This window comes from Ruoffia sp. FAM 26254 (assembly GCF_045528545.1).
Lineage (GTDB): Bacteria > Bacillota > Bacilli > Lactobacillales > Aerococcaceae > Ruoffia > Ruoffia halotolerans.
In genome coordinates, this window is record NZ_JBGQQY010000004.1 from 1 (window position 1) to 23952 (window position 23952).

Consider the following 23952-nt stretch of genomic DNA (forward strand, 5'->3'; position numbering starts at 1 on the left):
ATGAGACTAAAAAGTTTTTCTTTAGCTTAGAAAATCGATTAAAATATTTTAATTTCGATAAAGTGATCCAAAATTGAAAAATAACGACTAGAATAACTCAATATTTAAAAGTATGAATTATTCAGGACTTAATAAATAAATGAATTAGTCATGCAATTTTCAATGTTTTTTTCTGAGTAGACTGCTATAATAATCTTGTTGTCTATAGAAAGGAAATAACAGATGAAAATAAAAAACAAACTAAATATAATTTTGTGGATGATGTGTGCATTATTAATGACACAAATCACTTTACCTGTAATTCAAGCTGAAGAGGCTTCGAGTTCAGACTTATCTGAATCAGAAGCGACCGAAGAAAAAGATGAATCTGAAGAGAGCAACATTTATGATTATGAAGCGATGGAAAATTTAGATATGGAGCCGCTTGCGTATTCTGAATATGAATCTTTAGAGGATATTGTGTATGAATTATTAGCCAAATATGGTTTAGATGTTTCACAAATTGGTTTAGCTTATACAAATTTACAAACGGATGATGCGTATTATTTAAATGAAGATGAGCAATTTATTGTCGCAAGTATGTATAAAGTACCGATGGTTGCGATGTTTATTGACTTGATTAACCAAGGATACTTAACTTGGGATTCAGAATTACCATATAGTGAAGAATATTACCAAGATGGGGCAGGCGAGATTACCGCAAATCCTAAACAAGCCTATTATCGTTTAGATGATCTGGCATATCAAGCTATTGTTTACTCTGATAATACAGCTTCGCTCATTCTTTATTATTATTACGTAAATAACTTTGGAAGTTTCCGAACAGGACTTTTAGACTTTGTTGATTTTTATGAAGTACCAGAAGTTTATTACTCTGATAATTACGGTTCAGCTTACATGATGAACTTGTCTCTACAAAAGATTGCGACTTACGATACTTACGCTCATGTTCGTGATTTAATGATGCAGACATCACCAAAACAATTATTTTCATTATTTGTTAATGACATGGCGACAAAGTATGGTCGTTATGAGAACATGTTAAATGATAGTGGTATTTTCTATCAAGACGATGAACCGATTTATTCTTTAGTTGTTATGGTAAGTGATGATTTATATGCAGATATGTTCATTGCGGAATTAAATCTACGTGTCAATGAATGGACACTCGCCCAAACAGAAGCATCAGAAAGTTAATCTCACAAACAAATAAAAACACCCGTGAAAGAGGCAGTGACATTCGTCCTCAGTTACGGGTGTATTTTTGGATTTTATAAACCAGTATGTCTTAACCATTGATCTGCGATAAAGGCATGACCTAGACTTGTCGGGTGAACCCCATCAGCACCAGTTATTGTCTCATAACCTAAGTTTTCTCCAGCTTGATTTAAGGCGTCGTCTAACTTCACTAACGTTGCGCCGTATTCTTCGGCTAAGTCTGCAATTACTTCTTTCATTATATCGACATAGGGACGCCAATCTAAGCGGTCCTCAGGGTATGGTAATACATAAGGTTCGACTAAAATAATTTGAACCTCTCGTTCAGTCAATGTCTTTAATAAATATCGATAATTCTCTTTATATTGTTCGAGAATTGTTTCTGTATAGGGAATACCAGCAGACAAACGGTGCCATATATCATTAATTCCAATTTGAATCGTTACTATATCTGGATTTAAATCAAGGCAGTCCACTTGCCAACGAGTGAATAAATCGGTCAATTTATCACCACCAACCCCTTGATTTAAGATATTTAATTGAAGGGGAATATATTGACGATATAACTGTCCGGCAATCATATTGACATAACCTTGCCCTAAATTCGCACCGAAGTATTCACCACGCCCAGCATCCGTAATGCTATCACCGATAAACAGTAGCGTATTTTTATGTTGTAATTGTACCATTTGTTTAACCTCCTAATAGAATTGTTAAGTATGTATTCAATTATTATTATATGATACTTGGAAGCGATTCACTAGTAATGTGAATAAACTGGTTTTTATATCAATTAGCTTGAAAATTGGTTATGATGTAAGAAATTCAATGTGGAGGTCGACTAATGATTCAAGGCATATTTTATTCATTATTTGCGGGAATCTTAATTGCTTTACAAAGTATCTTTAATACGAATATTAGCGCTAAGACGGGTTCTTGGACAATGACAACCGTTGTTCACGGAGTTGGATTTTTAGCAGGTTTGTTAATTGTTATGTTTGTTCGAGACGGTAGTGTGGAAGAGTTACTTTCAGTAAACAAGATGTATTACTTAAGTGGTTTCTTTGGTGTATTAATTGTATACGTTGCTGCACAGGGAATGATGAGTTTAGGACCCGTTTATTCCTTCATGATATTAATGGTTGCACAGTTGTTAATTGCGCTCATCATTAATACGAATGGTTGGTTTAACGTAGAAATGATTGAATTAACATCCGGCAAAGTCTTTGGTATGATAATAATGATTATCGGTATCGTTATTTTTCAAAGAGGCTAGCTTTAAAGGTAAATAAAATATCAAAAGGGGTAAAGTAGAATATGACATATTACTTTCAAGAACATCAATGGGAACCATATGTATACAACAGATTAAACCAGTTAATTGACCAATTTAAAACAAGCGAATCATCAAGTTTTCAAGCAAAACCCTATGTTGTTTTTGACTTTGATAATACAAGTATTATTGGCGATGTAGAAGATAATTTGATGATCTACATGCTAGATCACTTATTATATAAAATGACTCCCGAAGAGTTTGAACAAATAATTATCACTGACATATTTGATATGGATACTAACTTAGATGAGGCACTTGAACACACTACCCCAAGAAAGTTAGCGATAGATATTATTCAAAGCTACACTTGGCTGTGGGAGCACTACATTAATAAAGATAAGGGCGAACGACTTAGCTTAGAAGCTATCAAAGAAACAGGACAATACAAAGCTTTCCAAGCAAAACTTCGCTTTTATTATGTCAATGTGAATGGTAAATTTACTCGTCAAGCAGGCAAACCTTGGCTCACTTATTGGTTTAAAGGCTACACTCCTGAAGAGTTAACAAGCTTAACAAAAGATATGCTAAAAGAAGCAACGAATAAAAAAGCTGAGAAACATATTTATTCAACACCTAAAGAGTTTTTAGGTAAAACAGGTCAAATCAGTAGTGAATTCCAAAGTGGTTTAATCTATCCAGAAGAATTAATTGCTTTATATGAAGCCTTTCAAGCGAATGGTATTGTGACTTATGTCGTGAGTGCGAGTCCGGTTGATGTTGTCAGAACAGCAGCAAGTGAATATCAATTCAAAGTGCCAAAAGAGCAAGTCATTGGAATGAATTATGATTTAGACGCTGAAGGTAAGATCAAAGCTTATATGACTGCTGGGGCGCCGATTACGAAAAAAAACGGTAAGACAGAGGCGATAATGAATTTAATTGCTCCTAAGCATGAGAACCGCCAACCTATCGCTTTATTTGGTGACAGCATGGGGGATTATCATATGATGACAGAATTAAAAGATGTATCGTTAAATGTGATCTTTAATTGTTTAAATCAAGATAAGACTAAAGACTTGAAACAGATTGCAAAGAAGCAGTATCAAAGTGATGATGCGAATTTTGTAGTCCAAGGGCGAGATGAGAATGCAGTTCGTCTGATCCCGAATACTAAGACATTAGCTCTTGGTCAAACTGAATTAGAATACTAAATTGAGTAGATAATTAGATTAAGTCTTTGAATTATTTTATAATAATTAACATAGGAGGCGTTATAAATGAAGAAAGTTGCAGTAATTTTAGCTAATGGTTTCGAAGAAGTTGAGGCAGTTGCACCGATAGATATTTTACGCCGAGCGAAATTTGAAGTTGATATTTATGGATTAACAGAAGAAGTAACGGGAGCGCATAATATTATTATTAAAGCGGATCACATTCTGGAAGAGCCTATAAAAGGTTATAATTTAATTATGCTACCAGGTGGGATGCCAGGGGCGAAAAATCTACGTGACAATGAACTTGTTATCAAGTCTCTTCAACAAGCCAATCAAGACCAACAACAGATTGCAGCAATTTGTGCGGCACCCATTGTATTAGAAAAGGCAAATCTCTTAGACGGTAAGAAATTTACCCACTTCCCAGGATTTGAAGATCAACTGACAAGTGGTTTTGATCAAAAAGAAGCTGTCGTAATTGTAGATGGCAATATTGTCACGGCACGTGGTGCGGGGGTAGCCCTTGAATTTGGTTATACTTTAGTTGATTTACTTGGCGGTGACGGTGAAGCGATACGTCAAGATATGCAATATAATTATTTATTTAGCTAAACAATAGATAGTAGGTTTAAAGCTGTAAGAATTGTTCAAAGCAATTCCTACAGCTTTTTCTAAATATCAGACCATATGCTGATGCCCGCAATTATTAGCATTGATATATTAGAAACAAATAAACCGATGGAGGTAACAATGGCAAGGAAAACGAACAGACAGGCGAAATCTTTTGGTACGGGAAAATTAGTCTTAACGTTATTTGCACTTATAATTATCATTGGAATAAGTATGTTAGCTTTTATTTTTATTACCGAAGATGCCAAAACTAATTACCAACCATACTATATAATGGCTCAAGTTAATGAAAACTATTTAATTGAAAATCAATCCCAGATTGTAGAGGATATAGAAGCAACGGATGTTGACCTACAACAATTAGGGCACGTCTTTATCCCTGAAGAGCCTGCGAATTATATTGATATTCAACATGTTGGACAGCATAATGTACCATATTTAAACCAAAATGATCCAAGATGGGCGGACAAACATTATGGTACGGATGGTTCACAAACAATTTGGGAAAATGGCTGTGCTGTGGTTGTCTTAGCAATGATAGATAGTTACTTTACTAACACAAAAGTCAGACCTGAAGAAATTACACGTTGGGCTGGAGACGAATACTATATGACAAATCAAGGAACGTCTTGGTCTATTTATTCAGCTTTTGGACAAGATTTTGGTTATGAAGTTGTGGATGTAGGTAATGATTTCTACTCAGCGGTGAATCTATTAGACAATGGTTACTTAGTTGTCGTATCAGTTGGACCAGGCACATTTACTCAAGGTGGCCATGTGATGTTAATGCGAGGTTATCAAGATGGATTAGTCTATCTGAATGATCCGAATGATGCACCAGACAAAATGTTTAGTATTCAAGGGATTGAAGCACAGACAATGATAGATGATGCGCTAAATTATTGGGCAATTGCCCCAGTTTAGTGAGTTTAGACATAACTTTAAGGAGGGATATGCATGATTCACGTATTATTTGTATGTTTAGGAAATATTTGCCGTTCACCGATGGCAGAAGCGGTCTTTAGAAAGATGATTCAAGAAGAAGGACTGACTGACAAAGTTACAGTAGACTCTGCCGGAACGAGTTCGTGGGAAGAAGGGAATGCCACACACTCGGGTACTCGAAGACGATTAGCTCAAGAAGGTATTTCAGTTGGTGGTATGTACTCACGACCACTAAACAAAGATGATATAAAACAAGCGACTTACATTATCGGTATGGACGAAAGTAATATGCAGAACATCCAAAAATTTACAAATGGCCAAGCAAAAGGGCAAACGAAGAAGTTACTTTCTTTTATTGGCAGTGATGAAGATATTGCAGACCCTTACTATACATGGGATTTTGAGACAACCTATACTCAGGTTTATGCAGGATGTCAGGCCTTATTAGAGGAAATCAAACAAGAACTTGAATGAATTCAATAGAATGGTATTAATTCACCATGTTATTTGGTATATTTAGATGAGAATGATTAGAATAGAGGTAACGTATGAGTCGAGATTTTATGAAAAATTACAAGCGAATTGTGATTAAGATAGGAACAAATTCAATTATGCTTGAGGGAAACCAAATTGATTATAAGAAGTTGGATCGATTGGCATTTGTATGTTCAACATTAATCCAAGAAGGAAAAGAAGTTATTATTGTGACTTCGGGAGCTGTCGGAGTAGGGGCAAGTCATTTGAATTTAACTGAATATCCCCAAACGATTGAGGAACAACAAGCTTTGGCTGCCATTGGACAAAGTATTCTAATGGGGCACTATAGTCGTTTCTTCCAATATTACAACCGAGACACAGCTCAAATTCTACTGACTCGTGATGTTGTGACGTTTGAAACCTCATACTACAACGTTAAGCGAACAATGAATACATTGTTGAAGCAGAAAATTGTTCCAATCATTAACGAGAATGATGCGATTGCTGATGATGAGTTAAATCATCAAACAAAATTTGGTGATAACGACACACTTTCTGCGATCGTTGCAGGTGTCAGTGAAGCGGATTTACTCATTATAATGAGTGACGTGAATGGTTTATACGATTCAAATCCAAAAGAGAATCCAGATGCTACATTAATCGAACACGTTGCGGAAATTACTGATGAAATTGAGTTAATGGCAAGTGGTAAAGGTTCAGCCTTTGCGACAGGTGGTATGGCTACGAAACTTAAAGCAGCCAAAAAAATACTCAATCAAAACCAAGCCATGATTATAACAAGTGGTGAAGATCCGGTATCTATCTTTAGAATACTGGAAGGAGATGTTATTGGTACTTTATTTAAGTAATACATAGAATAAGGAGAATTAATAATGACTGAACAATGGGATGCTAAATTAATTGAATTAGGTAAAAATGCAAAAGCAGCAGCAAAAACCTTGCGCCATGTTACAGAAGCAGAAAAGAATGAAGCTCTTTTAAAAATGGCAGACGCAGTAGTTGCGAATCAAGAAGCAATTATTACTGCAAATCAAAAAGACCTTGAACTCGGAAAAGAAAAAGGACTTACAGATGCTTTGCTAGAAAGATTGACACTGACAGAAAAACGAGTGGAAGCAATGGCGAATGGCCTTCGTCAAATGGCAGCGTTACCCGATCCAACCTTAGTGACTGAGAAACAATGGATAAACCGAGATGGTTTAAAAATTTCTCAAAAACGTGTTCCATTAGGTGTTATTGGTATCATTTACGAATCTCGTCCCAACGTTACGGTGGATGCGACTGGTTTATGTATTAAAGCTGGTAACGCGGTTATCTTAAGAGGTGGGAAAGAAGCCTTAGAGAGTAATCAAGCAATTGTCAACGTTCTTCAAGAAGCTTTAGAAGAAACTAAACTTTCAACAGAGTCTGTTCAACTTATTACGAACCCTTCACGTGAATTAGCGAGTCAATTCATGCGATTAAACGACTATGTAAATTGTTTAATACCTCGTGGTGGCGCAGGCTTAATCAATGCTGTCATGCGACAAGCGACTGTACCAGTGATTGAAACGGGTGTAGGGAACTGTCATCTTTATATTCATGAAACAGCTGATATTGAAAAAGCACGCAACATTTTAATTAATGGTAAGACGCAAAGAAATTCTGTATGTAATGCCTTGGAATCATTAGTGATTGACGAAGCAATAGCTAAGACAGCTTTACCGGAATTTGTTGAAGCTTTAAAAGAATATCAAGTTGAAGTTCGTGGAGATGAGAAAGCGAGAGCGATTGTTTCAACAATTGGAGCAGCAACGGAAGAAGATTATGCTACAGAGTTCCTTGATAGCATTATCGCAGTCAAAGTTGCAACGGATTATGATGAAGCCATCCAACATATTGAAACATACTCTACAGGGCATTCAGACGCTGTGATTACTGAAGATTACTCAACAGCTCAAGCTTTCTTAAAGGATATTGATTCCGCTGTTGTCTATGTCAATGCATCAACTCGATTTACAGACGGCGAAGTCTTTGGTTTTGGTGGCGAGATGGGGATTAGTACCCAAAAACTACACGCGAGAGGACCAATGGGCCTTGAAGCATTAACAAGCTATAAATACACAGTCGAAGGAAATGGGCAAGTTAGAGCATAAAAATTGAAACAGATGTAAGATGGGATAATGACGCGATCATTATCCCATTTTTATATCCACAACACTGATATTACTTGAATAATTGTTGTCTACGCATTATACTATACATATGAAAGTAAATTCATATGAAAGGTGGCTTTTATTATGAAATATCAACTCGTTGGCATTCGTAATCAAGATCACGCTAATAAATTATTTAATCAAATTAAGCAATTACCAAATAAAGAACAAATACATCTGAATGAAGAAGAACTAGAAATTGAAGTTGAAGATATTACTTGCTATGAGAACTTACAAAGATTACTCAGCTATGAAAAAGTAGGCTTAAAGTCACTTGATTATCATGAGCTTGAACATCATCATTCACAAGAACATAATCATAGCCATGACCATAGTCATGATGTAGACTTTACTAGTGGCAGTCAAGCGGTACGCAATATGATGCTTGTCTTTGGTATTAATATTGTCTTTAGTTTACTAGAAGCAATCTTTGGCTTCATATTTAATAGTGCATCTATATTAGCAGATGCTGTGCATGACTTTGGAGATGCCTTATCTATCGGGCTCGCTTGGCTTTTCCAAAAAATTTCTTTAAAAGGCTCAGACTCGACTTTTTCTTATGGGTATAAACGTTACTCGCTTTTAGGGGCTCTGATCACAAGTGTTGTCCTGATGATAGGGTCGGCAGTGATGCTCATTCACTCCGGTGAAAAACTATTGAATCCAGAACCAGTAAATTATCAAGGGATGCTCTTATTGGCGATTTTTGCAATTGCTGCGAACGGGGTTTCTGCTTGGATTATTAGTAAAGGTTCATCGCACAATGAATCAATCTTGTCGCTTCATTTACTTGAAGATGTCTTAGGATGGGTAGGAGTATTAGTAGTGAGTGTTGTGTTACACTTTACCGATTGGTACTTTTTAGATCCGTTACTATCAATTGGGATTGCGCTCTTTATACTTTATAAGACCATTCCAGAATTTATGAAAGTGGTGAGACTGTTCCTACAAGCCGTGCCAGATAATATAGATAGTAAAAAACTACGGGAAGAAATTCAAAACATCGATAATATCAATGGCTTATCGCACTTCCATTTATGGTCTTTAGACGGCGAAGCGCATATGATGTCTATGACAATTAGTACAACATCTGATTCAGTCCAAACGCATGAACAAATTAAAAATGAAGTACGTCATATTCTTTTAGAGAGTGATATCGCTCATTCAAATATCGAAATTGTTTATGACCCTTATAATATCTTAAATAGTAAGTAAAAAATGAACCTGATTCTGACTAGGAACGCCTAGCCATCATTCAGGTTCATTTTTGTATGAATTATTTTTCAAAGTAGTTTTGGTAAAGATTATTTAGAGCTTTTTTAAGGTCTTTACTTGGAATAGCGAAGAACATACTAATCTCAGAAGCTCCTTGGTTAATCATACGTAAACTGATATTACTATCAGCAAAGGCAGCTGTTGCTTTGTTTGCAATACCAATCGTATCACGCATTCCTTCGCCAACAATCGCAATAATAGCTAAGTCTCTCTCAACATGAATCCATTCTGGTTCGAATTGTTGTTCAATATCTTCAAGCAGTTCTTCAAGTATATTATTATGATCAAATTGATTTGCGCGCATAACAACTGAGATATCATCAATTCCCGTTGGAATATGTTCAACGTTAATATCATGGTCTTCAAAAATTTGTAATAGACGACGTGTATAACCAACTTCTCGGTTTAGTAAGTAGCGTTTAATAGTGACAGAAATAAATCCTTCGTCTCCACTCACGCCGATCACTGGATATTTTTTAACCTCTCCACGGTCGACAACAATTTTAGTCCCTACAATTTCAGGAGCATTAGTGTTTTTAATCTGAATTGGAATACGAACTTCATATAAAGGTGTTAATGCCTCATCATGGAAAATACCAAAACCAGAATAAGCAAGCTCTCGCATTTCTCGGTAAGTAATTTCATTAATCGCATGAGGATTTTTTACTATGCCTGGATGAGCTGAGTAAATATGTGATTGATCCGTATAGTTCTCATAGATGTCAGCTTCAACCCCACGTGCAATAATCGCACCCGTAATATCTGAACCTCCACGTGAGAAAGTTACGATATCTCTTTGCTTGGATACACCAAAGAAGCCTGGAATCACAAGAACTTTCTCACTGTCCTTATGTGCAGCGATTTTGGCATAAGATTCTTTAAGAAGTTGGGCATTACCGGGTTCATCGGTCACAAAGATTCCCATAGCTTCTGGTGATTTATATTCTGCTTCTAAACCGATTTTGTTAAAGTATTGGCTGATTAGTTGGGCATTAAAGTCTTCACCACATGATTTTAAGGCATCGAGTAATCGTTCTGAATTCGTAATCGTTTGAAGTAAATCATGTAATTGTCCTTGGAATTGTTTAACAATCGTTACATCAATATCAAGATCTTCAGCGATTTGTTGGTATCTATCAATGATTTGATTTTCGATACTTGTCGTCGATATGCCGATCGAATGATTCGTATGAAGGGCAATGAGTAAGTCGGTTATTTTAATATCCGAATTATTACGTTTACCTGGGGCGCTGACGACAACAAAGCGAATGTTTGAATCATTTCTAATAATATTTGCTACTTTTTTAATTTGAGTTGCGGAACTTAAAGAACTTCCGCCGAACTTTGCAACTTTCATGTATTATTACTCCTCTTTTTTTAATCTGATTATAATAATACATTATTTATTGGCAAATTCATACCACCTGTTGTAAAATATGCATGAGGGAAATTTTAATGTATCTCTAATATAAATTAAGGAGAATTTAAATATGAAGATTGCAATCTTAGGTATGGGTACAGTTGGAAGTGGAGTTATTAAGGTGATTCAAGAGAATCAAGTGGAAATCCAACAGTTTACCAATGAAGCGATTGAAGTTTCACATGTGTTTGCTAAAACGATTAATAACCAGCATGATGCGGATTTTCAAAATGTGATAGTTACGGAAAATATCGATGATATATTGAATAGTGATGTAGAATTAGTTGTTGAAGTGATGGGTGGGATTGATTTTACCTTTGGTCTTCACCAAAAATTCTTATCAAAAGGGATACATGTTGTCAGTGCAAATAAAGATATGTTAGCAGTTCATATTAAAGAATTAGCTAAAATTGGCGATGAAAATAAAGCGCAATTAGGTTACGAAGCAAGTTGTGCCGGTGGGATTCCCATTATTAATGCATTAACGTATGGTTTACAAGCGAATAAAGTCAATCGCGTAATGGGTATCTTAAACGGAACGACAAATTATATTCTGACAAAGATGACACAAGACGCTTGGTCTTACGATAAAGCATTAAAAGATGCCCAAGAAAAAGGGTATGCTGAAAAAGATCCAACTAATGATGTGGAAGGTTTGGATGCAAGACGTAAGATTGCCTTACTATCTCGTATCGCTTACAAACAAAACTTAAATGTTGAAGATATTCCAGTTAGAGGGATCAGTCAAGTGAGTGTACAAGATTTAGAATACGCCCAAGCTGCCGGGCTGACAATGAAATTACTAGGTAAGAGTGAATATCACGGTGACAAAGTTCAAATCAGTGTTGAACCTGTATTACTACCAAATAATCATCAACTTGCAACAGTAAATGACGCAGCAAACGCGGTTTATGTCAACGGAAATGCATTTGGTGAAACAATGTTCTACGGACCCGGTGCAGGAAGTTTAGAGACAGCTTCAGCCGTAGTTTCAGATGTGATGAATATTGCTAAGTTTGGTTTTGTAGGAAACTTAATTGTTGAAGAAGATGCAAATATCGACATAGCTGGAGAAGCAGCGTCATACTTTATTCGCTTTGCAAAAGGGCAAACAGAAGTTCAATTAGACGCAAATTATAAAGTTGTAGCTGAAGAAGATGAATTAGTTATCCTTACTGAAGATATGAGTGCGAATGCTTTAGAACAATTAGAAAATAGTCATCAAGTTGAGGCAGTATACGTAGTAATTAAAGATTAGAATTGGAAGTGGATAGTGTGAACAATGTATCATTAAAGATACCAGCAACAAGTGCCAATCTTGGGCTCGGCTTCGATACAATGGGAGTGGCAGTGAATAAATATTTATCTATTAAAGCAACTGAGAGTGACAAATGGGAATTTGAATTTCTTGATGAAGAATTACGTGATTTACCTAATGGAGAAGCGAATTTCGTCGCTAGTACAGCCATTGATATTGCTAAGAAATACAATAAGGTGATGCCTGATTTATTTATTGAAATGTCGAGTGAAATTCCACTCACACATGGATTGGGAAGTTCATCGAGTGCTATTGTGGCTGGAATCGAGTTAGCAGATCATTATTGTCAACTAGGATTATCAACGTATGATAAGATTTTACTCGCCTCTAAGATTGAAGGGCATCCAGATAATGTTGGACCATGTATCACTGGAGGAGCTTTCGTAGGATATTATCGAGACGGTTACTTAGCTTATCATCAATTAAACTTAGATAGGATTAGTTTGATCCTATCAATACCTCCTTATGAGATTTCAACGAAAGTGGCCCGCGAAGCGATTCCAGATTCGTACGAAAAAGGGGCAGCCATCGAACAAAACGCTCTAAATAATGTCATGTTACTTTCAATGCTTAAAAAAGACTACAAAACAATGGGTGAGTTGATGATGCAAGATAAATTTCATGAACCATACCGCCAACCATTAATTGCAGAGTTTCCTGAGATTAAAGAAATTGCAGTGAAGAATGGTGCCTATGCCACAGTTATAAGTGGCGCAGGTCCAACCGTTTTAACACTTTGTCCAGAAGATAAAGTTGAGGGAATATTAAAAGAACTTCAACAAGTATCGACATGTAAACATGAGAGTGTTGAAGTGCATTATAATTAAGCATTAAAAGGAGTCCACCTTTGAGATATTCTTACTCATAGGGAGGCTCTTTTTGACTTTATAAACACATATAAAAAGCCGTTGAGCAGTGCTCAACGGCTTTAATATTTGCTTACTAATTATTCAGCAATTTTCTTTTGGTATTTATCAGCTAAGCCTGTAGAACGGAAGATCCATTTTACAATCTCAACGATAATTACAATACTGAATGCTACACCGATAGAAATTGCCCATTCAGTTGGTCCAGGGATAGTTACTGAGAAGTATGTGTTAATTCCAGGAATTAAGATTACTCCAAGTAATAAAGCACCTGAAAGAATGAAGGCACCATTTAAGTATTTGTTATCAAACGGATTTCCACTAAATAATGAACCAAAGATTGATTTAACGTTATATGAGTGGAATAGTTGGATAAATCCAAGTGTAATGAATGCCATTGTTTCAGCAGTTTGATGTTCTACACCGATGACATATTCACCAATATAGTAAACAGCTAAAGTAAGGAAACCTTCAAGTACACCTTGGTAAGCAATACTTGGTAACACACCGAATGATAAGAAACTATCTTTCTTAGTACGAGGTGCTTGTTTCATCGCTTGAGGTTCAGCTTTCTCCATACCTAAAGCAATAGCAGGGAACACGTCAGTTACTAAGTTAATCCATAAGATATGAACTGGTTCTAAGATTGTCCATCCGAATAAAGTTGCAACGAATAAAGTTAAAACCTCACCTAAGTTAGCTGAAAGTAAGAATTGAACAGCTTTTTGGATGTTAGAGAATACTTTACGTCCTTCTTCAACAGCCACAACGATTGTTTCGAAGTTATCATCAGCAAGAACCATGTCTGAAGCACCTTTAGCAACTTCAGTACCAGTGATACCCATACCAACACCAATGTTTGCTTGTTTAAGAGATGGTGCATCATTAACCCCGTCACCTGTCATTGAGATAGTACGTTCATTTGCTTGCCATGCTTTAATAATACGAACTTTATGTTCAGGTGATACACGAGCATATACAGAGAAGTTAGTTACATCTTTCGCTAATTCGTCATCAGTCATATTATCTAATTCAGCACCAGTACGAACATGCTCTTCGTTGTTAGGTTCGTTAGGATCTAAGATTGATAAACGTTCAGCGATTGCTTGTGCTGTAATGGCGTGGTCACCAGTAATCATAACTGTACGGATTCCTGCTTCACGAGCACGGCGGATAGCTGCACCAGCTTCAGTACGCTCAGGATCAATCATACCAATAAGTCCAGCAAAGATTAAATCTTGCTCAACAGTTTCAGTACTCATTGTATCTGGAACTGTGTCGACAATCTTATAAGCACCAGCTAATACACGTAGTGCTTCACGAGCCATGTTTTCGTTCTCTTTAAGTATATGATCAATATTTTCTTGAGTAATATCTGTAACTTGACCATTGTTATCAATTTTAGTTGCACGTTGGATTAATTGATCTGGAGCACCTTTAACAGCTATAAAATAACGACCGTCTTCCATTTTGTGGATTGTTGACATTAATTTACGGTCTGAATCGAACGGTACTTCGTTTACACGAGGTTCAGAGCTTACTGCATTTTTAACATCGAAGCCTTGCTCAATCGCATATTTGATCATAGCCGTTTCAGTAGGGTCACCAATTAGTTCACCTTTACCATCGATTTCAGTATCGTTAGCGAATGTAATTGAACGTAATAAAGGATTAGTATGAGCAATCTCTTCTGATGCATTATGAAGCTCGCCATCATAGAATACTTTTTCAATCGTCATTTTATTAACTGTTAATGTACCAGTTTTATCCGATGCAATAACTTCTGTACTACCTAAAGTTTCAACAGCAGGTAATGTACGAACTAACGCATTACGATTTGCCATTGATTTTGTACCTTGCGAAAGGATAATTGTTGAAATCGCAGGTAAACCTTCTGGAATAGCAGCAACTGCTAATGAGATAGAAACTAATAACATATGAGTAATTTCAAAGTCTTGGAATGTAATTCCGACGATGAATGTTAATACTGCAATAACAATGATTGCGATTGTTAAGTTTTTACCTAATTGCTCTTGGTCACGTTGTAATGGTGTTAATTGGCCTTCAGTGTTTGCTAACATGTTAGCAATATGACCAACCTCAGTATCCATACCAGTACCAGTAACGATACCTAAACCACGACCATAAGTTACGTTTGTACTTGAGAAGGCCATGTTTTCACGGTCACCGATACCGACGTTTTCTTCATCGATTGTGTCAGTACTTTTAACAACTGGAACTGACTCACCAGTTAATGAAGCTTCTTCAATTTGTAATGAGTTTGCTTCAATTAAACGTACATCGGCAGGAACAACGTCCCCAGCTTCTAATGTAATAATGTCCCCAGGTACTAATTCAGTACTTTTAACTGAGTTCATTGAACCGTCACGGCGTACATGAGCTTCAGGAGAAGCCATGCTTCTTAGGGATTCAATAGCATTTTCTGCTTGCTGTTCTTGGAAAACTCCCATAATTGCATTTAAAATAACAACGATTAAAATAATGATTGAGTCGGCAATACCTTCACCTTCAGCAATCCCAACAAAACCTGCAACGACAGCTGCTACTAATAATACTATGATCATAAAGTCTTTAAACTGATCTAAGAATTTTTGTAGAAGTGTTCGATTTTCTTCTGCTTGAATTTCGTTCGCACCGTATTTTTCAATACGCGCTTGTGCCTCAGAAGAGCTCAAACCTTGTGAAACGTTACTGTCAAGCTTAGAGACAATTGAATCTGTCGATTCACGATAGGCAACAAAATCTTTCATTAACAATATTCCTCCTATTTCTTTTGTTATAAGTTAGTTTACTTGAAAAAGAGACTTATACCAACTATAAAGCGGATGCGATACAGGTGGCATAAGTCTCACTATTTAAGTACAGTACCAGTAGCTTAATTACTACTTATCGATGTTGATACTGACGAGGACAATTCCCCTAGTTACTCCCTTATGAACAATTATTATCACTATTATAAAAGATTACAAAAAAATATCAAACTAAAACAACAATGGTTATGAATTTTTTTCTAATAATGTTTGCTTTTTTATTAAATTAGCGCTTTTTTCTACAATATCATTCAAATAAGTGCTATTATAAATTCGATATATGATATATGATATGTGATTTTAAAAAAAATATATAATTTTTGGAGGTAAGTAGATGAGTAGTAATAGAGAGCCCAAGACAAGACGTGAAGCGAGAAGAAGTAGAAAGAAAGAGCGTAAGCGTGGCGGTGGGTTACGGATGTTCTTTGGTATCCTTTTAATTTTAGTAGCAGTTGGATTGCTAGCCTTAGATCCAATTAAAAACTACATAATTGAACAAGGAAGTACTCAAAACGCGGTTGGTAATTTAACACGTGAACAAATTGAGACAAACCAAAGTGTAGACGTAACATATGATTGGGGAGATATTAATACCTTAAATGCTCGAGAAGTTTTAGCAAGTGGTGTGAATCCAAGTGATTTACCTACGATTGGTGGAATCGCAATGCCTGAATTAGGAATGAACTTACCAATTTATAAAGGTGTATCAAATGAAGGTATGTTCTATGGTGCAGGGACGCTCTATCCTGATCAAGAGATGGGAGTATCCAACTATTCATTAGCAAGTCACCACTCAATTAATGATGGATTGTTATTTGAACCTTTAATGCGTGCTGAAATTGGTCAAACAATTTACTTAACTGACTTAGAGAATATTTATGTTTATCAAGTAGATTATATAGATACTGTTCCAGCAACTGCAGTAGAAGTTACTTATCCTACTGAAGAAGGCCGTGTAACATTAATTACTTGTGATACGGGCTTAATAGACCGTGTTGTAGTTCAAGGTGCGCTTGTTGATACCGTTAGTGTTGATGATGCTTCGCCAGACATGTTACAAGCGTTTGATATCGCACAAACAATTACAAGTTAAGTATAATATAGTCGAACCGCATTTACTTTTTGAGTAGATGCGGTTCTTTTTTTAACCGGCATGATTATTTATGAATAATTAATGAATTAACTGAGAAAGATTGCCTTTAAATTATGATATTTTTTGTACTTTAACCTATATAAAAGTGCTTTATGGTAAACTTAATATATAGTTATTACAAATTTATTTAGGAGGTAAGAAAGATGAAGAAGATGAAGTATATAACAGCTTTATTTATGATTATGTCTTCTTTTGTGGGTCTGTTCGTAGGCTTACAACCCGTCAATGCACAGGAGAATGCGGTCACATCAGTCACTGTAGATGCTCAAGTGTACTTAGCAATGTATGGCGGTGAGCCGACGGAACAAACTCAAATCAGTTATGACATAATTCAAACTGATCCAGATACAGGTGAAGGGACACTCGTTTATAGTTATCGTTCTAATGAACCAAATACTGAACCATTGATGTTAACACCAGGTAATTATAAATTCAGATTGTATGATGCCGGTAATTTTCAACGTGACGGACAAGAATTAATTCCAGCACGCGTAGAACAAACCCATCCAACAACAACTGATCAAGATGTTCTAAAAGAATTAAGCCAAACTGGTGATCTAATACCATGGGGTGATGGTACTGTAGTATTAGATGTACCATTCGAGATAGAATTAGGAGATAACTTATTAAATGAAGCAACTAACCAATATGAGGCGGAATTAGTTGTCACGATAGCGGATCAGCAATCGATTGCAACACTTCCAGAGAATCCAGATGAACCGGACACACCAGGTGAAGAAGTACCTGAAGAAACGGGTACATTAATGGTACAAGTTATTGGTAGTGATGGCTCATTAGTAGCGAACACTGTGCTTAGTGTAAATGGTGAAGAGTTTACAACAAATGCGCAAGGTTTCCTTAAAGTTGACAATGTTCCAGCTGGAGAGGTCCAAGTAGAAGTACTTTCTGTACCCGAAGATTATTCTATTGAAGGTATCACGATGCCAGCTGAACCAATTACGGTAGTGAGTCAAGAAACGACGAACGTTAAAATATCTGTTGAACGCATTCCAGAAACTCCAGAAGCAAACACAGTAACTTTAACTGTTCTTGATGAAGAATCAGTGCCGGTTTCTAATGTTTCGATGACATTGAATGATAGTGAAATTTATACAGATGTTTACGGTCAAGCGGTATTCTCAGAAGTACCCGTAGGAGAAGCAACTTATACAATTAATAGTGTTCCTGAAGGATATAGCCTAGAACAAACGACAGGAACAGTTGTTGTTGATCCAACCACTCACACTGAAGCAACGATTACTTTATCAGCAGATGTCAATACAAATAACATTGAATTTGTGGTAACAAATGAAGCTTTTGACCCCATTAATGGGGTGGAAATTCAAATCGCTGACAGTGTTTATACTACAACTGAAACTGGCCGAGTGGAAACTGAAGCCTTACCAGTTGGCGGTTACTCTTATGATGTAATTTCAGCTCCAGAAGGATTTGAAATACCTGTATCAGGAAGTGTAAACGTAGTTGAATCTGCACCTACTGAAGAAGCAATTGCCTTACCAACATCAGTAGCTTATGGTTCATTATTAGTTAATGTTGTTGATGATGTACAGCAACCAATTAATGGTGCAGAACTTACATTAGGTGAGCAGACTGCAATCACAGATGGTAGCGGGCAAGTCGTATTTGAAGATTTAGAAGCAAATCAATCTTACGAATACTCTGTTACGGCTTTACCAGAAGGTTATGTCTTAGATGGAGAAGCTGAAGTAAGAACGATTACAATTAATCCAGACCAACAAGTTGAAGATACACTGGTCATTGCGCAAGCAGAACAGGTTGATAGTGCTGTATTTACAGTGGTTGATGAAGCTAGCCAACCCGTTGAAAATGTTGAAATTCAATTAGGGAATGAGACTGCCACAACAAACCCAAGTGGTGTAGCTGAATTTACTGACATTGGACCGGGTACTTATAACTATACGGTGACAAATTTACCAGAACAATATGAAACACCGGCGGAAGGTCAACTAGCAATTGTTGCCAATGAAGAAGCAACACAAGAAATTAATCTAAGTGAAGTTGAGCAATTTGGGAAAGTGACATTTAGTGTCGTGGATCAAAATAACGAACCAGTTGATGGCGCTCAAATCACACTGAATGATAATACTTATCCATCAAATTCAAACGGACAAGTGATTATCGAAGGATTAAATGCAGACCAAACATACAACTATACTTTAGCAAGCTTACCAGAAAATTATACTGGTCAAGTATCTGGGACAGTGATAATTGAAGCAAATAATCATATTGAAGAGACTGTTACTGTAGAAAGAGAACTTGCACCCGGACAATTAACGATTACAGTCATGGATCAAAGTGACCAAGCTGTGTCTGGTGCCCAAGTACAGTTAAATGAAGATCAAACAGAAACAACCAATGCCGAGGGTCAAGTTGTATTTGATGAACTGGTAGAAGGTATGTACGAATATATTATTAATGAATTACCAGAAAATTATGAACATAATATCGCTTCTCAAAGTGTTTATATCGCTGAAGGAGCAACAGAAGCTCGAACTCTACAAGTTCAACATAATGTCCAACCGGGAACAGTCATCTTTAATGTAACTGATCAAGATAATTCTCCAGTAGAAGGAGCGGTTATTTCAATCAATGACACAACAATTACAACGAATACAGAAGGAACGGCAACGATTGCGGATATTGAACCCAATACGTACACTTATTCAATCACAGAATTACCAGAAGGATATATTGGTAATGCAAGTGGAGAAGTGACAGTCAATGAATCAGAAATAACAACTGCAGCGATTAGCGTTGAAAGAGAAATCGAATTATCAACGGCTGATATTAAAGTAGTCGATCAAAACGGGGATGCTGTTGAAGGTGCTAGTCTTGCTTTTGGTGGCTTAACTGGAACAACGAACGCTGAAGGTATCGCTCATTTTGAAAGTCTAGAGCCTGGTCGTTATAATTATTCTGTAACAAGTACGCCCGATGGTTACTATAATAATTCAGAAGAACAAGCGACTGAGCTTGAAGAAGGATCGGCTTTTGAAGCAGAGATAAGGATCGAAAAATTACCAGAGACTGGTTCAGTCACAATTCAAATTAGAGATAATAATAATCAACCTGTCGCAGGCGTTGAGATTAGAATCGATCACGAAACGTATACAACAGATAATAATGGAGAAGTGACAGTAGATAACTTAGAAGTTGGTTCATACCCATATGAAATTATCAATGTACCCGAAGGTTTTGAAATCGAAGAATTAACGGGTGAATTTGGGATTGTAGCGAATGAAACAATTACCGTTAGCCCAAGAGCCACTGCTCAAGAATCTTCAAGTTCTGAGGAGTCAAGCTCACAAGAATCAAGCTCTGAATCAACAAGCTCACAAGAATCAAGTAGCGAGTCTTCTAGTCAGTCACAATCATCAAGTGTGATTGTTGATGAGTCTCAAAGCTTAACACCAGCTGAACAAGCAAGTATTGATGAAGAAGCATCTCAAGCGACAAGACAATTTATTGATGCTGAAACAGGTATAGAAGTTTGGGTAAACCCACAAGACGCAATGAAAGTTTCAAATATTCATGTTGAAACATTAGATAGTGCAGCAACTTTAGAGAATGCGGATGCGGATATTTACACAATTACTTTATTGGATGAGAATAACGAAGCAGTTCAATTAACTCGAATTGCCGAGATTAAGATTCCAACACGTCCTGTTAATTCGCAATTACGAGTGGTTCGTGTAAACGATAGCAACAATTCAAACTTAACATTTGCATTACATAACCAAAGAATTACCTTTAGAACTCAACAATTAGGTACATTCGGTATTGTGTATAATGCAGAACAAGCGTCTATCTCACAAGAAGAATCTGTGGAAGTGACAGTCGAATCAAGTGTAGAAGAGAATGATGATGACTTACCAAATACCGGTGAAACGTCAACAAAAGGAATTTTATTCTTAGGCGTTTTAGTATTACTAAGTGGGGCATATTTAGTCTTTACTCGTAATAAATCAACAAATAAGCATTAAAGTGTAGACGAACATCATATATTTTGGTAGAATAATTGCGGTTTAGGAGACAGTTAACCCTTGAAAGAGAGTAGATAACTTATCTCTATACAGCAAGCTGGGATGTTGAGAGCCAGTCAGAGATACCTATCGAAGCGCACTTTCATCGTACAACTAGATACTCTAGTTCGGAGGAAACTTCGTTATCAATACAAGAGCATGAATGTTAGTGATTCATGGAACTAGAGTGGTACCGCGTATAAGTTAACGCCTCTAGAGAGACATTTAATTATGTCTTTCTTGAGGTGTTTTATTTTGAGTTTTATTATAGGAGGAATATAAACAATGGATATCAAACAAATATATGTAGATGCTTTAACACCAATTGTTGGTGAGCATTTAAGCAAAGAAGAAATTACCAAATTAATTGAAGTACCAAATAATACCGAACATGGGGATTTAGCTTTCCCTGCTTTCGCATTAGCTAGAGTATTCCGTAAAGCGCCTCAACAAATTGCGAGTGATATCGCTGAGCAAATAAGTATGGATAACTTCGAGAGCGTTGAAGCTGTAGGTCCTTATATTAATGTCTTTCTTAAACGTGAAAATGTCGCTAACGAACTGGTTACACAAGTTCTAAATGAAGGCGAAGACTATGGAGATTTAAATATTGGTCACGGCGAAGCAATGACGATTGATATGTCATCACCTAATATTGCTAAACCAATGTCTATGGGACACTTAAGATCAACAGTTATCGGTAATTCAATCGCTAACTTAGCTGAGAAAACGGGTTACAACCCAATTCGTATTAACCACTTAGGTGACTGGGGTACTCAATTTGGTAAATTAATCGTTGCTTACGAAAAATGGGGCGATGAAGAACAAGTTAGAAAAGATCCTATCAATGAACTTGTTAAACTATATGTTGAGTTCCATGAAAGAGCAGAAGAAAATCCAGAATTAGATGACGAAGCCAGAGCGGTATTCAAACGATTAGAAGATGGCGATCAAGAAATGATCGAACTTTGGACTTGGTTCAAAGACGAATCATTAAAAGAATTCCAAAAAGTATATGATATGTTAAATATCGAATTCGACTCATACAATGGGGAAGCCTTCTATAATGATAAAATGCAAGCTGTTATCGAAGAATTAGAAAGTAAAAACATAACTAAAATTGACCAAGGTGCAACCATCGTTGACCTTGAAGAAGAAAACTTACCACCTGCCTTAATTAAAAAATCAGATGGTGCCACACTTTACGTGACGCGTGACTTAGCAGCAGCCATCTACCGTTACAACACTTATAACTTTGCTAAAAATGTTTATGTAGTTGGGAATGAACAAAGTGTTCACTTTAAACAACTAAAAGCTGTTTTAGACAAATTAGGTTATGAATGGTATAAAGATATGACTCACGTACCATTTGGTTTAATTACTTTAAACGGTAAGAAACTATCAACACGTAAAGGTAAAATTGTCTTACTAGAACAAGTATTGAATGATGCGATCACTTTAGCAACTGAACAAATCAATGAGAAAAATCCTGATTTAGCGAATAAAGAAGAAGTGGCTCATCAAGTCGGTGTTGGAGCGGTAGTATTCCACGATCTTAAAACAGACCGTATGAATAACTTTGACTTTAACTTAAAAGATATTGTTCAATTTGAAGGAGAAACAGGTCCTTATGTACAATATACTTACGCACGTTCAATGAGTATGATTCGTAAATACGACAAAGAAATTTCAAAAGACACAACTGTAAATCTTAACGATGCATACAGTTGGGAAGTTATTAAGAAAATCGCTGACTACTCACGTATCGTAGAAAATGCCATTGAACGCTTTGAACCTTCTTTAGTTGCTAAATATGTTATCCAATTAGCTCAACAATTCAATAAATACTATGCAAATGTGCGTATCTTAAACGATGATGACCAATTAGAATCACGTATGGCTTTAGTTAAAGCTGTTACGATTGTGATTAAAGACGCATTAAATCTCTTAGGTGTTGAAGCACCTGAAGAAATGTAATATAGAAAAGTAATAGATCTGACTTAGCCAAAACTAAGTCAGGTCTATTTTTTAAAAGACACTTTGTATAAGAAACATATAAATAACGGTTCCAACTAAAATACTTAAGATTGTATTTCGCTTCCAATAATGAATAATGACAATAGATAGAGAAGCAATCGCTTCAGGGATAGCGTATGGATAAGTGAGGACAGGTGTATTTCTCAGCGCGAATACAATAATTAAGCCCATGGCAGCAGTGGGTAACACGGAACCTAAATAAATAATTGCTTTAGGTGGTTGAGAACCGATCGGAAAAATAATAAAAGTAATAAAACGAGTCAGCATCGTAAGACCCGCAATTATAGCAAATGTTATCCAAAGTTGGGCTTGTGTCATTGACGAGCCACTCCCTTCTCGTTAAAGCGGTATAAGAAGAAGCCAACGATAAATACCATCGCAGGAATCATGAAGCTATTTGCGCCAAATAGGATTAAACAAAGCAAACCAGATAAGATTCCAACAAGGGCAGGAACTTTACTCGAACTATTTAACCATTGATCAAAAAAGATAGTAATAAATAATGCTGTTAGAACAAAATCAATTCCTTCAAGATTAATTGTAATCATACTTCCTAAGAGGACGCCAATAACGGTTCCAGAAACCCAATACATTTGATTGAGTAAAGTAATAAAGAAATACACCCAATCTCGACTGAGATTTTCCGGGATATCAATAGAAACAAGCACCGAGAAAGTCTCATCAGTTAAACCAAAGATGGTATAGTATTTTTTTGAATCTAGTTTACTAAACTTTGTAAGCATCGCAATACCGTAAAAGATATGTCTAGCACCTACCATCAACGTAAGTATTATTGCATTAATTGGATTAAAAGATGCTAAAAATACATCAATGGCAGCATATTGAATTGCACCTGAGTAAATAATCACACTCATTAAAATAGCAAATAATGGCGAGAAACCTTGACTCACAGCCAATAATCCAAAGGGTATCCCTAAAAAGATATAGCCCGCCATAATTGGGATAGTATGGGGGAACGCAAATTTAAATGCTTCTTTCATTAAAGTCCTCC

At 36.3% G+C, this 23952-nt stretch carries 19 protein-coding genes; 14 read left to right on the forward strand and 5 right to left on the reverse strand.

The features are described 5' to 3' along the window. The first annotated feature begins 276 nt into the window (after nt 1–276). Entirely contained in the window at nt 277–1197 is a 921-nt protein-coding gene (locus ACEN3Z_RS01885) for a serine hydrolase (protein WP_407089356.1), read from the forward strand. A 74-nt stretch (nt 1198–1271) separates the two neighbouring features. Here the strand turns inward: ACEN3Z_RS01885 and ACEN3Z_RS01890 are convergent, their stop codons facing one another. Then, the gene (locus ACEN3Z_RS01890; RefSeq protein ID WP_138405318.1) at nt 1272–1907 is read right to left on the reverse strand and encodes an SGNH/GDSL hydrolase family protein; all 636 of its coding nucleotides are present in this window, start codon (nt 1905–1907) and stop codon (nt 1272–1274) included. Nucleotides 1908–2062: 155 nt separating this feature from the next. Here ACEN3Z_RS01890 and ACEN3Z_RS01895 point away from each other — a divergent pair, with 155 nt between their 5' ends. From ACEN3Z_RS01895 to ACEN3Z_RS01930, 8 genes are all read left to right on the forward strand, one after another. Further along, the gene (locus ACEN3Z_RS01895; protein ID WP_407089357.1) at nt 2063–2494 is read left to right on the forward strand and encodes a DMT family transporter; all 432 of its coding nucleotides are present in this window, start codon (nt 2063–2065) and stop codon (nt 2492–2494) included. 41 nt (nt 2495–2535) lie between these two features. Continuing rightward, the gene (locus ACEN3Z_RS01900) at nt 2536–3705 is read left to right on the forward strand and encodes a haloacid dehalogenase-like hydrolase (protein WP_407089358.1); all 1170 of its coding nucleotides are present in this window, start codon (nt 2536–2538) and stop codon (nt 3703–3705) included. A 66-nt stretch (nt 3706–3771) separates the two neighbouring features. After that, nucleotides 3772–4320, forward strand: coding sequence for a DJ-1 family glyoxalase III (locus tag ACEN3Z_RS01905; protein WP_138405321.1), 549 nt, complete (start codon nt 3772–3774; stop codon nt 4318–4320). Between the two features lie 138 nt (nt 4321–4458). Beyond that, nucleotides 4459–5262 carry a C39 family peptidase gene (locus ACEN3Z_RS01910; RefSeq protein ID WP_407089360.1) on the forward strand — a complete coding sequence of 268 codons (804 nt, stop codon included), beginning with the start codon at nt 4459–4461 and terminating at the stop codon, nt 5260–5262. 33 nt (nt 5263–5295) lie between these two features. Then, entirely contained in the window at nt 5296–5757 is a 462-nt protein-coding gene (locus ACEN3Z_RS01915) for a low molecular weight protein-tyrosine-phosphatase (RefSeq protein WP_407089361.1), read from the forward strand. Between the two features lie 74 nt (nt 5758–5831). Beyond that, a complete protein-coding gene (gene proB, locus ACEN3Z_RS01920; RefSeq protein WP_407089362.1) occupies nt 5832–6629 on the forward strand; it encodes a glutamate 5-kinase in 798 nt (265 codons plus the stop codon). 24 nt (nt 6630–6653) lie between these two features. Further along, nucleotides 6654–7916 (forward strand): glutamate-5-semialdehyde dehydrogenase, encoded by a 1263-nt coding sequence (locus ACEN3Z_RS01925; RefSeq protein WP_407089363.1) that lies wholly within the window; start codon nt 6654–6656, stop codon nt 7914–7916. A gap of 144 nt (nt 7917–8060) precedes the next feature. Beyond that, on the forward strand, nt 8061–9191 hold the full coding sequence (locus tag ACEN3Z_RS01930) for a cation diffusion facilitator family transporter (protein WP_407089364.1): 1131 nt from the start codon (nt 8061–8063) through the stop codon (nt 9189–9191). Nucleotides 9192–9252: 61 nt separating this feature from the next. Here ACEN3Z_RS01930 and ACEN3Z_RS01935 read toward each other — a convergent pair whose 3' ends face one another. After that, complete coding sequence (locus tag ACEN3Z_RS01935; RefSeq protein ID WP_407089365.1) at nt 9253–10608, reverse strand: aspartate kinase; 1356 nt, start codon at nt 10606–10608, stop codon at nt 9253–9255. Between the two features lie 133 nt (nt 10609–10741). Between ACEN3Z_RS01935 and ACEN3Z_RS01940 the strand changes: the two genes are divergently transcribed. After that, on the forward strand, nt 10742–11929 hold the full coding sequence (locus ACEN3Z_RS01940) for a homoserine dehydrogenase (protein WP_407089366.1): 1188 nt from the start codon (nt 10742–10744) through the stop codon (nt 11927–11929). 17 nt (nt 11930–11946) lie between these two features. Beyond that, nucleotides 11947–12816 (forward strand): homoserine kinase, encoded by an 870-nt coding sequence (thrB, locus tag ACEN3Z_RS01945; RefSeq protein WP_407089367.1) that lies wholly within the window; start codon nt 11947–11949, stop codon nt 12814–12816. A gap of 119 nt (nt 12817–12935) precedes the next feature. On the opposite strand, the gene ACEN3Z_RS01950 is transcribed toward thrB, so the two are convergent. Next, a complete protein-coding gene (locus tag ACEN3Z_RS01950; RefSeq protein ID WP_407089368.1) occupies nt 12936–15626 on the reverse strand; it encodes a cation-translocating P-type ATPase in 2691 nt (896 codons plus the stop codon). 394 nt (nt 15627–16020) lie between these two features. Between ACEN3Z_RS01950 and ACEN3Z_RS01955 the strand changes: the two genes are divergently transcribed. The 3 genes from ACEN3Z_RS01955 to argS all read left to right on the forward strand — a co-directional run bounded on the left by ACEN3Z_RS01955 (nt 16021) and on the right by argS (nt 22880). Beyond that, complete coding sequence (locus tag ACEN3Z_RS01955) at nt 16021–16779, forward strand: class A sortase (RefSeq protein ID WP_138404345.1); 759 nt, start codon at nt 16021–16023, stop codon at nt 16777–16779. A gap of 203 nt (nt 16780–16982) precedes the next feature. Then, nucleotides 16983–20864: a SpaA isopeptide-forming pilin-related protein gene (locus ACEN3Z_RS01960; protein WP_407089369.1), complete on the forward strand. Its 3882-nt coding sequence runs from the start codon at nt 16983–16985 to the stop codon at nt 20862–20864. Nucleotides 20865–21188: 324 nt separating this feature from the next. Further along, nucleotides 21189–22880 carry an arginine--tRNA ligase gene (gene argS, locus ACEN3Z_RS01965; RefSeq protein ID WP_197104133.1) on the forward strand — a complete coding sequence of 564 codons (1692 nt, stop codon included), beginning with the start codon at nt 21189–21191 and terminating at the stop codon, nt 22878–22880. 51 nt (nt 22881–22931) lie between these two features. Here the strand turns inward: argS and ACEN3Z_RS01970 are convergent, their stop codons facing one another. Both ACEN3Z_RS01970 and ACEN3Z_RS01975 read right to left on the reverse strand, forming a co-directional pair. Then, a complete protein-coding gene (locus ACEN3Z_RS01970; RefSeq protein ID WP_407089370.1) occupies nt 22932–23258 on the reverse strand; it encodes a branched-chain amino acid transporter permease in 327 nt (108 codons plus the stop codon). Then, nucleotides 23255–23941 carry an AzlC family ABC transporter permease gene (locus ACEN3Z_RS01975; RefSeq protein ID WP_407089372.1) on the reverse strand — a complete coding sequence of 229 codons (687 nt, stop codon included), beginning with the start codon at nt 23939–23941 and terminating at the stop codon, nt 23255–23257. The genes ACEN3Z_RS01970 and ACEN3Z_RS01975 overlap by 4 nt, the downstream gene beginning before the upstream one ends. Nucleotides 23942–23952 lie beyond the last annotated feature (11 nt).

Excerpts from the sequence above, each read along its gene's own strand:
- ACEN3Z_RS01885 (WP_407089356.1), top strand. The coding sequence starts at position 277 with ATGACACAAATCACTTTACCTGTAATTCAAGCTGAAGAGGCTTCGAGT.
- ACEN3Z_RS01890 (WP_138405318.1), bottom strand. The coding sequence starts at position 1,907 with ATGGTACAATTACAACATAAAAATACGCTACTGTTTATCGGTGATAGC.
- ACEN3Z_RS01895 (WP_407089357.1), top strand. The coding sequence starts at position 2,063 with ATGATTCAAGGCATATTTTATTCATTATTTGCGGGAATCTTAATTGCT.
- ACEN3Z_RS01900 (WP_407089358.1), top strand. The coding sequence starts at position 2,536 with ATGACATATTACTTTCAAGAACATCAATGGGAACCATATGTATACAAC.
- ACEN3Z_RS01905 (WP_138405321.1), top strand. The coding sequence starts at position 3,772 with ATGAAGAAAGTTGCAGTAATTTTAGCTAATGGTTTCGAAGAAGTTGAG.
- ACEN3Z_RS01910 (WP_407089360.1), top strand. The coding sequence starts at position 4,459 with ATGGCAAGGAAAACGAACAGACAGGCGAAATCTTTTGGTACGGGAAAA.
- ACEN3Z_RS01915 (WP_407089361.1), top strand. The coding sequence starts at position 5,296 with ATGATTCACGTATTATTTGTATGTTTAGGAAATATTTGCCGTTCACCG.
- proB (WP_407089362.1), top strand. The coding sequence starts at position 5,832 with ATGAGTCGAGATTTTATGAAAAATTACAAGCGAATTGTGATTAAGATA.
- ACEN3Z_RS01925 (WP_407089363.1), top strand. The coding sequence starts at position 6,654 with ATGACTGAACAATGGGATGCTAAATTAATTGAATTAGGTAAAAATGCA.
- ACEN3Z_RS01930 (WP_407089364.1), top strand. The coding sequence starts at position 8,061 with ATGAAATATCAACTCGTTGGCATTCGTAATCAAGATCACGCTAATAAA.
- ACEN3Z_RS01935 (WP_407089365.1), bottom strand. The coding sequence starts at position 10,608 with ATGAAAGTTGCAAAGTTCGGCGGAAGTTCTTTAAGTTCCGCAACTCAA.
- ACEN3Z_RS01940 (WP_407089366.1), top strand. The coding sequence starts at position 10,742 with ATGAAGATTGCAATCTTAGGTATGGGTACAGTTGGAAGTGGAGTTATT.
- ACEN3Z_RS01950 (WP_407089368.1), bottom strand. The coding sequence starts at position 15,626 with ATGAAAGATTTTGTTGCCTATCGTGAATCGACAGATTCAATTGTCTCT.
- ACEN3Z_RS01955 (WP_138404345.1), top strand. The coding sequence starts at position 16,021 with ATGAGTAGTAATAGAGAGCCCAAGACAAGACGTGAAGCGAGAAGAAGT.
- ACEN3Z_RS01960 (WP_407089369.1), top strand. The coding sequence starts at position 16,983 with ATGAAGAAGATGAAGTATATAACAGCTTTATTTATGATTATGTCTTCT.
- argS (WP_197104133.1), top strand. The coding sequence starts at position 21,189 with ATGGATATCAAACAAATATATGTAGATGCTTTAACACCAATTGTTGGT.
- ACEN3Z_RS01970 (WP_407089370.1), bottom strand. The coding sequence starts at position 23,258 with ATGACACAAGCCCAACTTTGGATAACATTTGCTATAATTGCGGGTCTT.
- ACEN3Z_RS01975 (WP_407089372.1), bottom strand. The coding sequence starts at position 23,941 with ATGAAAGAAGCATTTAAATTTGCGTTCCCCCATACTATCCCAATTATG.